Origin of the sequence: Mesonia phycicola (assembly GCF_900141885.1) — a bacterium.
Classification (GTDB): Bacteria; Bacteroidota; Bacteroidia; order Flavobacteriales; family Flavobacteriaceae; genus Mesonia; species Mesonia phycicola.
Window position 1 is genome coordinate 184,987 of the sequence record NZ_FQYY01000003.1, and the last position, 11,393, is coordinate 196,379.

Annotated in this window: 11 protein-coding genes; 5 read left to right on the plus strand and 6 right to left on the minus strand. The window is 32.0% G+C overall.

Annotated elements, in window-relative coordinates; all coding sequences use genetic code 11:
* Positions 1 to 2: 2 nt before the first annotated feature.
* Both BUC03_RS05465 and BUC03_RS05470 read right to left on the minus strand, forming a co-directional pair.
* A complete protein-coding gene (locus BUC03_RS05465) occupies positions 3 to 869 on the minus strand; it encodes a DUF58 domain-containing protein (protein WP_073149067.1) in 867 nt (288 codons plus the stop codon).
* 74 nt (positions 870 to 943) lie between these two features.
* Complete coding sequence (locus BUC03_RS05470) at positions 944 to 1,945, minus strand: AAA family ATPase (protein WP_073149069.1); 1,002 nt, start codon at positions 1,943 to 1,945, stop codon at positions 944 to 946.
* Positions 1,946 to 2,236: 291 nt separating this feature from the next.
* Here BUC03_RS05470 and BUC03_RS05475 point away from each other — a divergent pair, with 291 nt between their 5' ends.
* The 5 genes from BUC03_RS05475 (at position 2,237) to BUC03_RS05495 (ending at position 6,288) form a co-directional block, all read left to right on the plus strand.
* Positions 2,237 to 2,989, plus strand: coding sequence for an SDR family NAD(P)-dependent oxidoreductase (locus tag BUC03_RS05475; protein WP_073149071.1), 753 nt, complete (start codon positions 2,237 to 2,239; stop codon positions 2,987 to 2,989).
* A 1-nt stretch (position 2,990) separates the two neighbouring features.
* Positions 2,991 to 4,124, plus strand: a complete 1,134-nt coding sequence (locus BUC03_RS05480; RefSeq protein WP_073149073.1) for an ATP-binding protein — start codon at positions 2,991 to 2,993, stop codon at positions 4,122 to 4,124.
* A 90-nt stretch (positions 4,125 to 4,214) separates the two neighbouring features.
* A complete protein-coding gene (locus BUC03_RS05485; protein ID WP_073149075.1) occupies positions 4,215 to 4,940 on the plus strand; it encodes a metallophosphoesterase family protein in 726 nt (241 codons plus the stop codon).
* A gap of 9 nt (positions 4,941 to 4,949) precedes the next feature.
* Positions 4,950 to 5,501 (plus strand): autotransporter outer membrane beta-barrel domain-containing protein, encoded by a 552-nt coding sequence (locus BUC03_RS05490; RefSeq protein ID WP_073149077.1) that lies wholly within the window; start codon positions 4,950 to 4,952, stop codon positions 5,499 to 5,501.
* 202 nt (positions 5,502 to 5,703) lie between these two features.
* On the plus strand, positions 5,704 to 6,288 hold the full coding sequence (locus tag BUC03_RS05495) for a PhnA domain-containing protein (protein ID WP_073149079.1): 585 nt from the start codon (positions 5,704 to 5,706) through the stop codon (positions 6,286 to 6,288).
* A gap of 75 nt (positions 6,289 to 6,363) precedes the next feature.
* On the opposite strand, the gene BUC03_RS05500 is transcribed toward BUC03_RS05495, so the two are convergent.
* The 4 genes from BUC03_RS05500 to BUC03_RS05515 form a co-directional block, all read right to left on the minus strand.
* A complete protein-coding gene (locus BUC03_RS05500) occupies positions 6,364 to 8,028 on the minus strand; it encodes an alpha/beta hydrolase (RefSeq protein ID WP_073149081.1) in 1,665 nt (554 codons plus the stop codon).
* 77 nt (positions 8,029 to 8,105) lie between these two features.
* Entirely contained in the window at positions 8,106 to 8,945 is an 840-nt protein-coding gene (locus tag BUC03_RS05505; RefSeq protein WP_073149082.1) for a helix-turn-helix domain-containing protein, read from the minus strand.
* 100 nt (positions 8,946 to 9,045) lie between these two features.
* Positions 9,046 to 10,599: an L-piperidine-6-carboxylate dehydrogenase gene (gene amaB / locus BUC03_RS05510; RefSeq protein WP_073149084.1), complete on the minus strand. Its 1,554-nt coding sequence runs from the start codon at positions 10,597 to 10,599 to the stop codon at positions 9,046 to 9,048.
* Between the two features lie 60 nt (positions 10,600 to 10,659).
* On the minus strand, positions 10,660 to 11,202 hold the full coding sequence (locus tag BUC03_RS05515; protein WP_073149086.1) for a 3-hydroxyanthranilate 3,4-dioxygenase: 543 nt from the start codon (positions 11,200 to 11,202) through the stop codon (positions 10,660 to 10,662).
* Positions 11,203 to 11,393 lie beyond the last annotated feature (191 nt).

Sequence of the window (11,393 nt, forward strand, 5' to 3'; positions counted from 1 at the left end):
TTTTAACCTCTTCTTTTAAAATAACCTAATAATTTTTTTACATAGCTCTCATCTGTTCTTGCACTTAAATGCCCCGCTCCACTAACATTGAAGCTATTTTGAAAGTAAGCTGCCCTTTCATTAAAAAATTTGGCATAACTCGTTCTTACAGATTTAGAGCTAGTATTTACCCAAATAAGTTCTCCCGTCTCTTCATCTTGCATTTGTACCATACCAACAGCTGGCATATTTTCTTCTAATTTATCATAAACTCTAATACCGGTAACGTCGTGTTTATTACCCATAATTTTTAGAGAATGTTGGTAATCGTCTGTCAAGAAATCTGAAAGGATAAAAACAATGGCTTTTTTCTTCATCATATTTTGAAGATACTTTAAAGCCATAGTAATATCTGTCTTTTTACTTGTAGGTTGAAATTCTAATAATTCACGAATAATTCTTAATACATGGGAGCGTCCTTTTTTTGGCGGAATGTATAGCTCTACTTGATCTGAAAAAAGTAACAACCCAATCTTATCATTGTTTTGTGTAGCAGAAAAAGCTAAAGTGGCAGATATCTCTGTAATTATATCTTTTTTAAAGGTAGAAGTAGAACCAAAAAATTCTGATCCAGAAACATCTACTACCAACATCATGGTAAGTTCTCGCTCTTCTTCAAAAACCTTTATGTAAGGTTCATTATAACGGGCAGTAACATTCCAATCTATACTTCTTACATCATCTCCAAATTGATATTGACGTACTTCACTAAAAGTCATTCCGCGACCTTTAAAAGTAGAATGGTATTCTCCCCCAAACACGTGGTTACTTAACCTTCGTGTTTTAATTTCTATTTTTCTTACTTTTTTTAGTAACTCCTTCGTATTCATTTATCCATTTTAAGATTTACATTTCAAGAAAAAGAAAATTCACTCCTTATTTCTATGTATTGAAATTAAAAATCCTATGGCACTTCAATTTCATTCACGATTTTACCTACAATATCTTCAGAAGTAACATTTTCTGCTTCTGCTTCATAAGTAATACCTACTCTATGTCTTAATACATCTAACACTACTGCTCTAACATCTTCTGGTATTACGTAGCCTCTTCTTTTAATAAATGCGTGGCATTTTGCAGCGGTAGCTAGGTTAATACTACCCCTTGGTGATGCCCCAAAAGAAATTAATGGTTTTAAAGATTCTAATTTATATCTCTCTGGGTAACGTGTTGCAAAAATAATGTCTAAGATATATTTTTCAATTTTCTCATCCATATAAACTTCTCTTACCGCTTTTTGTGCAGTTAAAATTTGTTGCACAGAAATTACTGGATTTACTTTTTCAAAAGTTCCTCTTAAATTAGCTCTAACCACTAATTGCTCATCTTCTAGTTTAGGATAATCAATTACTGTTTTTAGCATAAAACGGTCTACTTGTGCTTCTGGAAGTGGGTAAGTACCTTCTTGCTCCACTGGGTTTTGTGTAGCCATTACCAAGAAAGGTTTGTCTAACACAAAGGTTTCTTCTCCAATAGTTACTTGCTTTTCTTGCATTGCTTCTAATAATGCAGACTGTACTTTTGCAGGAGCACGGTTAATTTCATCTGCTAATACAAAATTTGCAAAGATGGGTCCCTTTTTAATACTAAAGTCATTGTCTTTCATATTATAAATCATTGTCCCCACGACATCTGCCGGCAATAAATCTGGCGTAAACTGTATTCTACTAAAGCTTCCTTGCACAGCTTTAGAGAGTGTATTAATAGCTAAGGTTTTTGCCAAACCTGGCACCCCTTCTAATAAAATATGACCTTGACCAAGCAAGCCAATCAACAACCTTTCAATCATATGCTTTTGACCCACAATTACTTTGTTCATTTCGTTGGTCAACAAATCTACAAAGGCGCTTTCTCTTTGTATTTTTTCATTTAAGCTCGCAATATCTACTGAAATGTTTTCTTCCATCTTAAATTTAAATTTTAAACTTCTATTCTCCTTAACTAAGACTGAGCAAATTCAAAAAATATTCATGCAATTTTGTTAATATTTGGTTAAAATAACAAAGGGAAGCTTATATTTTTTAATTCTGCTTTTCAACAAGTCTTAATTTATCTCATCAATAGACGAAGAGCGCGAGTAATTGTTGCAAAAAAATTCAATAAAAAAACGTTCATTTAAAATTTTAAAACACAAATAACTTCAACTCTTCACCATAATATTTATAATTAGATTATTTTTAAGCAAAAGAAAATTTTAATGAATAAAACTGCCCTTATTACTGGAGCAACAAGTGGTATAGGAAAAGCCACTGCAATAGAGCTTGCTAAAGAAAACTTTAACTTAATTCTCTGCGGAAGAAGAAAAAGCCGACTAGAAGATTTAAAAACACAACTTTCTAAATTTACCTCTGTACATATTTTAAGTTTTGATGTGAGAAACAAAAATGAAGTACAAGATGCTATTACCTCTTTACCAGAAAAATTTCAGCAAATAGATATTCTAATTAATAATGCGGGGAACGCTCACGGTTTAGATGCCATACAGAATGGAAATATAGACGATTGGGACGCGATGATTGACATTAATGTAAAAGGATTATTGTATGTGAGTAAGCAAATTATACCACAAATGGTAAAACGTGGTAACGGACATATTATTAACATTGGTTCTACCGCAGGAAAAGAAGTTTACCCAAATGGCAATGTATATTGTGCTAGTAAACACGCTGTAGATGCTATAAATCAAGGTATGCGAATTGACCTTAACGGAACCGGCGTAAAAGTTGGCGGCATTAATCCTGGATTGGTAGAAACAGAGTTTAGCGAAGTGAGATTTAAAGGAGATAGCCAAAAAGCAGCCAAAGTATATCAAGGATTTGAACCTCTAAAACCAGAAGATATTGCAGACATTATACGTTTTGTAATTACAAGACCTTACCATGTAAATATTGCCGATTTAATGGTAATGTGTACTGCGCAAGCATCATCCACCATTGTAGATAAAAAATGATATGATTAACAAGCGCCTACTCATAAAAAATCTTCTTGCTCATAATGATGAGAACAGTTTTTATGATAAAAAGCGCAAATTAAATTTAGGCGAAAAAGAAGGAAAAGCTAAGTTTTTAAAACACGTTTGCGCACTTTCTAACAGTAATCCATTTAACAACAGTTACATTGTAGTAGGAGTAGAAGATCGTGACAATAGTATTGTAGGTGTAGACTTTTTTGATGATAGTAAAATTCAGAATTTAGTAAATGCATACCTTAAAAACCCTCCTAAAATTACTTATGAAAATATTCTTTTTCCACATTTACCCAACGACAAAGTAGTTGGCTTAGTAATTATTAGAGCCAACCACGGAAAAATTTGTAGCCTACGGAAAAATATTTGGAAATATTACGGTGGTGCTGTTTTTTCTAGAGAAGGTAGTATAAGTATGCCACAAGATTTTGGAGTAGATTTAACAGATCGAAATTCTAAACTTGTCGCGTCTATAGAAAGTCATTCACAAAACACCATTGAGTACACACTTGATGGTGTTTTTGATTTTATGCACAAAAACAGAGACTATCACCCTAGTTATAAAGTATTTCAAGAATATTTTGTAGTCTGTTGGGCAGGAAAAGAAAAAGTAGTGAAAAATCAAAAATATTACAGTCGAGTAAATATTGAATTAATAAATGAACAGGTAAAACTCTTTTATTCAGATTTAGATGAAATCAGCATTTTTTTTGCTCCAGACGAGTTTAAAATTATTGAATACGTTTATCTAGGTTTGTACGAAAATTACCAATATTACCCATTAGAAGAGGTTAAAATTAGCTTTAAGAGTAATATGAGTTATGAAATAGAAAGTAAAATACTTTTTGAGCCTCCGCAATTTTCTAAAAAAACCTTGTATCATATATACAACAGCAACACCATTCTTATTAATAAAATTTCTAAAAACCAGTCTATAACTGCTGCTGAAGAAAAAGACATTAAACGCTTACCAGACACTCTACTTTTATGTTACCTTAACGGCATAGAAAATGCTTTTGATAAATTAATAGAGGCTAAAAGCATATTAAAATTATACCCAAACACTTATCAACGAATAAAAGACAACCTTCGTATTTTACGAAAAATTAGATATAGCTAAACTTAAACAGGCATAAAAAATAAATTTAAAGCTTTATTAACCTGAAAAGCTATACAATTTGGTAAGTTTACATATTGTAACTTTACCCTTATGAGAAAATTTGCAATAGGAGATATTCACGGTGGCTTAAAAGCCTTAAAACAAATTTTAGAAAGAGCACAAATTACCCCACAAGATCAATTAATTTTTTTAGGAGATTATGTAGATGGTTGGAGTGATTCTGCCAATGTAGTTTCATTTTTACTAGAACTTAAGCAAACTCATAATTGTATTTTTATTAGAGGTAATCATGATGATTTAGTACATAAATGGCTAAAAACAGGAGATTTAAATGAAAACTGGCTTAAGCACGGTGGCCAATCTAGTAAAGATGCTTATGAAAAATTAGCCCCTTCTGCTCTAGAAAAACATAAAAATTTTTACCACGATTTAGAGAACTATTATATTGATAAAGAAAATAACCTATTTTTGCATGCAGGTTTTGCAAACATGCACGGACCGCAAAATGAATATGAACCCTACATGGTGTATTGGGATAGAACTTTATGGGAAACAGCTTTAGCTTTAGATAAAAATTTAAAGCCAGAAGATTTATTTTACCCTAAAAGATTTAAACTTTTTAAAGAAATATTTATTGGTCACACTCCCGTTACCAGAATTAACCAAACAAAACCTGTAAATGCTGCAAATATTTGGAATGTAGATACTGGTGCAGCTTTTAAAGGTCCGTTAAGTATTATAAATATTGAAACTAAAGAAGTTATACAAAGTGACCCTGTCTATCAACTTTACCCTAACGAATCTGGAAGAAATTAAACACTTATTATGAAGAAAACATACTTAATTTTATCATTATTACTAGTTACTGCATTTGCAAAAGCGCAAACAGAAGAATACCCTCAAAACGAGGTTAAATTAAATATTGCTAACACTATAGCAATTGCTTCTGTAGAATTTGGTTATGAGCGTTTTATAGGTTTTAATCAATCTGTAGAAATTATAGGACTTATAAACGATCGTATCAACTATCATAGCGAGAGCGGATCTAGAAAGTTTAACACCAATAGCATTAAAGTAGGTTATAACTATTATTTTGATAAAGAGAGTGCTGGTGCAGGAATTTATGCCAACCCATTTGTAAAATATCGTTTTGGTGACTTTACACAAGACACTACTATTGGAGATCAAATTATAGAAGTAGAAACAGATATGGATACTTTTATGGTAGGATTAGGAGCTGGTTATAAATGGAATTTTGGAGATAAGTTTGTATTAGGTCCATTTATTAACGTAGCTAGAAACTTTAGTGAAGAAGTAAAAGATCGTTTTTCTGCTATAGAATTTAATGCAGGATTTAATGTAGGATATAGATTTTAAAACATAAATCATTTCAACAAAAAACCCTTCTATTTTTAATAAAATGGAAGGGTTTTTATTTTATTAAATCTTCAAGACAACACATTTTAAAAAACTTAATTCTTATTAAATAATTAATCTTTTCTCTAAATCGTTGAAAATAATAGTAAGTATTTACGTTATCATTTCTTAAAAATATTATTTTTGCAAAAAATTAACAGAAATGAGCGTACTTGAAAAAAGATTAATAGATAGAAGTGGTAACAAATGTGAACTTTGTGGTTATGAACATGATTTACAAATTTACCAAGTACCTCCAACCTCTGAAGAAACTGTAGACGATTCTATTTTAGCATGTAAAAATTGTGTATCACAATTAGAAGATCCAGAAAAAGTAGATGCAAATCACTGGCGTTGTTTAAATGATAGTATGTGGAGTGAGCATTTACCGGTACAAATTACAGCTTGGAGAATGCTTCACAGATTGCGTGCAGAAGGTTGGCCACAAGATTTATTAGGAATGATGTATCTAGATGAAGAAGCTTTAGCTTGGGCAAAATCTACAGAAGACACCGAAGATGAATCTGAAAAAATAATTCATAAAGACAGTAATGGGAATATTCTTGCAGACGGAGACTCTGTAGTACTTATTAAAGATTTAGATGTAAAAGGAGCTAATTTCACCGCAAAACGTGGAGCTGCAGTACATAGAATTTCTTTAGTTTGGGATAATGCCGAACAAATTGAAGGTCGAGTAGACGGGCAACATATTGTAATTTTAACACAATATGTAAAGAAAACTAAATAGAATATAAAACCCCTACTTTAAACAAGTAGGGGTTTTTATATTATTACCGTAAGTGGAAGTTATTAATTTTAAAAGTTATAATTTCAATTTAATTTCATTTACCCAGAGTGTTTTACGATCATAATAATCCATAAAATTTGCTAGTATAAAATCTTTATTATAGCGAATTCTTTTATTATAAACTTGCTCTCCGTTTACAAATACAGAAATAGGCTTTTTCATATTTACCATTTCTGGAGAGATATAAATAGTTAACTCCTCTACTCTAGATGTTTCTAAATCAAATCTATTATTGTGAAAACTTGCTTTTACAGCTCCAGACTTTCTAGGGAAATAAAATGCTTTTTCTAACACCTTTTTTACAACTAAAGAATCTTCCTTATTATACATCAGTTTTTCATGAATATTGAAATTCACTTTTTGGTGCCATTTTTTTTGTTGCTGAAGTGTATCTAATTCAGTAATGGACAACCAATCAACTTTTCCGTAATTTACATCATCACATTCCCAATAAATTTCAGCAGGATAAGGGTTTCTTTTCTTGGTAATTAAATCTTTAAAAATTCTCTTGATAGCAACTTCTGAAGTATCAAATTGCGGAAACCAATGCGGAAAACCATTATAACGATTATCTTGATAATTAAGTTGAAGATTTTTTGTTAGAGACATTAAGGTGTCATTGGCTTTTGGCGGAAAATAATAATCTTGATCTGTTGAAATATTATAAAAAGAACGATTACTTAGGTTTTTTAAAAACGTACCTCCAGTATATACTTTAGGTTGAGTATTCATTCCGTAAAAACCTGCAAACTTATTTGGGTTTTTCATTGCATAATTAAAAGAACCGGTTGCGCCGTTAGAATGACCTGTAACATAAACTTGATTATCGTCTATGTTTACAAACTTCTTAAGCTCTCGCAAAACTTTTGGCACAATTGCAAAGCCTTTATCACCCAACATCCAATTATATTGCTTGTTGCAATTGGGGTACACCATTATTACATTATACTTTTCTGCATAAATTTTATAAAATCGTTGCCAATTTTCTTCAAGTTCTGCAGTGGGGTAGGTAGGTATCTCTTGATAGCGCACTGCTCCATTTAAAAAGAAAAGTACTTTTGAAGGTATTTTGGGGTTATAAGCAGAGGGTATTCTTGCAAAAAAATTATCTTCAATACTATCCAACTGAATGTATCCAAAAACTTCTGAAGGTATTTCTGGGTAACTATTAAAAGCTCCTATTTTTTTGTAAAGAGATTTGGCTTTTTTAGCTTTTAGCTGATTAATATTACCTAAACCACTTTGTATAAAGTGCTGCTGATTATTTTTAATTTCAGCAATATAATCACTTACTTTAATAGATACTTCTCGCTCAAAAACACTCCATTCTGGCAATTCTATTAGATTATAAAAGTCACTTTTAGCATCTTCATCTATTAAATAATTGGCATCTTTTTCTTTATAATGTTCTAGAGCTTTTCTTAACCAATAAAAGCCTTTTTCTTCATCTTTAAATTTATTAGCTGCATAAGCCAAATCGTACAAATACCAAAACGTCATCTGCTCTGGCACTTCTTTATATAACTCTTTATAAAGCTGATAACCTTTTTTTGCGTTGGCAATAGAGTCTGTGCTTGCATATACCAAACTATCTGCTACATAAAATTTCTCTTCATAACTCTGTGCAAATACAGCTGTACCAACTACCAAAAACAAACAACAAAGTATATTTTTTATCATTAAAAATTTATTAGAACAAAATACCGAATGCAAAACTACACTGTTATTTAAAATTATAATTGTAGAATTGAGACAGGCTAATTTTTAAAATTCCAGTAGGTATCTTCATTACCTAACTTACTCACAGCAACCATAAATTTCTTTGGAGGAAGATTGGTTAACTTTTTAAATTGTCTAATAAAATCTGACTGATCATAATAACGTGCTGTAGAAATTTCTGTTAGATTTACATTTTTTTCTTGTTGAATTTTATCTAATGCAAAACGAAACCTCACTAAGTTTTTGTATCCTTCTACAGAACAATCTAGATGTCTCTTAAATAACCTGAGTAAAGTTTTACGATGAATAGTTAATTGTGATGCCACTTTAGAAACCGTTATTAGACCTTCATATTTTATTATTAGAGTTGCAGCATCTATAATTCTATCTTCTTTGAGCCCTACAAACTGATTTTGAAAAAACTGATTTAGAAAACTTGCCTTTTTATTATTAGATGAAATAGAAAAAACTTCAAGTAACACTTCGTTATAAGCCTCCCCAAAACAATTAGTAATATTCACATTTTCTGGAAAAACCTCATTATAATTATGTTTAATAAAGTGCTGAATACCTAAAGGCTGAAACACAACCCCTATTTTTGAAAATACCCCTTTTAAATTTACCTTACCAATATCATCATACATTTTAGAATAGATAGTGGTTAAAGTTTTATTAGCTTCAGAAGAAATTTGAGCAAAAGAATCTTTTAATATTTTATAGTCTACATCTTTATAAGAAGTAAGTGCATTTTTATAATGGGGGTAATAAGTAAAAGATTTTTGATATGCTTCATCATTGGATTGGTGGAAGTAATAATATGCAATATACGGCAACAATTCTGCAGAAGGTTTGTAGGTTATAAAATTGTCTTTTGCCATAATTATTATTACATAACGAATATAAAAAGCTTCTAATAATAGAAAAACCCCTGCTTAAAAAACAGGGGTTTTTAATATTATCTTACAGAAATTTTAATTTCTACAAATCAAATTTTATACCCTGTGCAAGAGGAAGCTCTGTAGTATAATTAATAGTATTGGTTTGTCTACGCATATAAACCTTCCAAGCATCACTACCACTTTCACGGCCGCCACCAGTCTCTTTTTCTCCACCAAAAGCACCACCAATCTCAGCTCCAGAAGTACCAATATTTACATTTGCAATGCCACAATCAGATCCTTCTACCGATAAGAAACGCTCTGCTTCTCGTAAATTATTAGTCATAATCGCCGATGAAAGTCCCTGTCGAACGCCGTTTTGTAGTTCTAGCGCATTACTAACATCTCCTTTATACTTCATAATATAAAGTACCGGTGCAAAGGTTTCGTGCTGTACGATTTCAAAATGATTTTCTGCTTCTGCAATTGCGGGTTTTACATAGCAGCCACTTTCGTAACCTTCACCTTCTAAAACGCCACCTTCAACCAAAATATTTCCGCCTTCTTCCACTACTTTTTTCATGGCATGTTGGTAATTTTTTACTGCATCTTTATCTATAAGTGGACCAACGTGGTTATTTTCATCTAACGGATTACCAATGCGTAATTGCGCATATGCTTTTACAATTGCTTCTTTCACTTTATCATATACATCTTCATGAATAATTAATCTACGTGTAGAAGTACAACGTTGGCCACAAGTACCAACTGCTCCAAAAACAGCCCCTATTACCGTGTTTTTAATATCTGCATCTGGCGTTACAATAATAGCATTATTACCACCAAGTTCTAATAATGTTTTCCCTAAACGACCTGCTACTTCTTTGGCTACAATTTTTCCCATTCTAGTAGAACCTGTAGCAGAAATTAGCGGAATTCGCTCATCTTTTGTCATCATTTCTCCTACGGTATAATCTCCCGTAATTAAACAAGAAATACCCTCTGGCACTCCGTTTTCTGCAAATACACGAGCGGCAATATTTTGACAAGCTACCGAGGTTAATGGTGTTTTTTCTGATCCTTTCCAAACACAAGCATCTCCACAAACCCAAGCCAATGCAGTGTTCCAAGACCAAACCGCCACAGGAAAGTTAAAAGCAGAGATTACACCAACTACACCAAGCGGGTGGTATTGCTCGTACATTCTATGTCCTGGTCTTTCAGAATGCATCGTTAAACCGTGCAATTGTCTAGAAAGTCCCACCGCAAAATCGCAGATATCAATCATTTCTTGCACTTCGCCTAAACCTTCTTGGTAAGATTTTCCCATTTCGTAAGAAACAAGTTTGCCAAGTGGTTCTTTTAAGCGTCTTAGTTCATCATTAAATTTTCTTACTATTTCACCTCGTTGTGGTGCAGGTAGAGTTCTCCATTGCGCAAATCCCTTTTCTGCAGTAGTTATTACTTTTTCATAATCTTCTTGCGTAGTGGCTTTTACTTTACCAATTAAAGCACCATCTACTGGTGAGTAAGATTCTATAATTTCTCCGTTAGAAAAAAAATCTTTCCCTGTAGAGGTTCCATTATTTATATCCTGAAGTCCTAATTGCACAAGCGCTTTATCAATTCCGAAATTTTTAGCGATTTTACTCATTAATTTTGCGGTTTTTTAAATTTATCGATTAGTTTCTACTAAAATAGCAAAAATTAAACGTTATTCCTCTTCAGCAACAAAACGTTTATCTACTGGCATTACTTCGCCACAATTATTGCACGTGCGTAACTCTTCATTTCCATAAAAATGCTTAAAATGTTTTAAAAAGTCTTTTTCTATATCTTCTAACGGAAAGTATACTTCGTGTAATTTATGATTACAATTATTACAAAACCACAGCAAGCCATCTTCGCCTACTAAATCTTTTCGTTTTCGTTCTATTACCAAACCAATAGAGCCTGCTTTTCTTACAGGAGAATGTGGTATTTTAGCAGGGTGCAAATACATATCACCTGCACTTAACTTCATGGTCTTTTTTTCACCATCTTCTTGAATATGCACTTCTATTTCACCTTCTAGCTGATAAAATAACTCTTCTGTTTCATTATAATGATAATCTTTTCTTGCATTGGGCCCTGCAACTATCATTACAATATAATCTCCCGCATCTTTATATAAATTTTTATTACCTACCGGCGGTTTCAAAGAATCTCTATTTTCTTCTACCCATTGGTTTAGGTTAAAGGGTTTTCTAATTGCCATACTATTTTGTTTTACAACTAATAAATTTAAACATTTATAAACTATTCATTATTCTTTTTAGAAGCTTTTTTGGGCGTAACCCTTTGGGTCGCGCTATCGGCAGTCGCTTTTTTATTTTTATTCATACTTCCTAAAAACAAAAAGAGCTCCCACAAAGCCTCTATCGCTTACGCAAGTACTTTCTTGTTTTA

Coding starts and splice junctions, on each gene's coding strand:
- BUC03_RS05465 (WP_073149067.1), bottom strand. CDS start 869: ATGAATACGAAGGAGTTACTAAAAAAAGTAAGAAAAATAGAAATTAAA.
- BUC03_RS05505 (WP_073149082.1), bottom strand. CDS start 8,945: ATGGCAAAAGACAATTTTATAACCTACAAACCTTCTGCAGAATTGTTG.
- BUC03_RS05495 (WP_073149079.1), top strand. CDS start 5,704: ATGAGCGTACTTGAAAAAAGATTAATAGATAGAAGTGGTAACAAATGT.
- BUC03_RS05515 (WP_073149086.1), bottom strand. CDS start 11,202: ATGGCAATTAGAAAACCCTTTAACCTAAACCAATGGGTAGAAGAAAAT.
- BUC03_RS05480 (WP_073149073.1), top strand. CDS start 2,991: ATGATTAACAAGCGCCTACTCATAAAAAATCTTCTTGCTCATAATGAT.
- amaB (WP_073149084.1), bottom strand. CDS start 10,599: ATGAGTAAAATCGCTAAAAATTTCGGAATTGATAAAGCGCTTGTGCAA.
- BUC03_RS05475 (WP_073149071.1), top strand. CDS start 2,237: ATGAATAAAACTGCCCTTATTACTGGAGCAACAAGTGGTATAGGAAAA.
- BUC03_RS05485 (WP_073149075.1), top strand. CDS start 4,215: ATGAGAAAATTTGCAATAGGAGATATTCACGGTGGCTTAAAAGCCTTA.
- BUC03_RS05500 (WP_073149081.1), bottom strand. CDS start 8,028: ATGATAAAAAATATACTTTGTTGTTTGTTTTTGGTAGTTGGTACAGCT.
- BUC03_RS05470 (WP_073149069.1), bottom strand. CDS start 1,945: ATGGAAGAAAACATTTCAGTAGATATTGCGAGCTTAAATGAAAAAATA.
- BUC03_RS05490 (WP_073149077.1), top strand. CDS start 4,950: ATGAAGAAAACATACTTAATTTTATCATTATTACTAGTTACTGCATTT.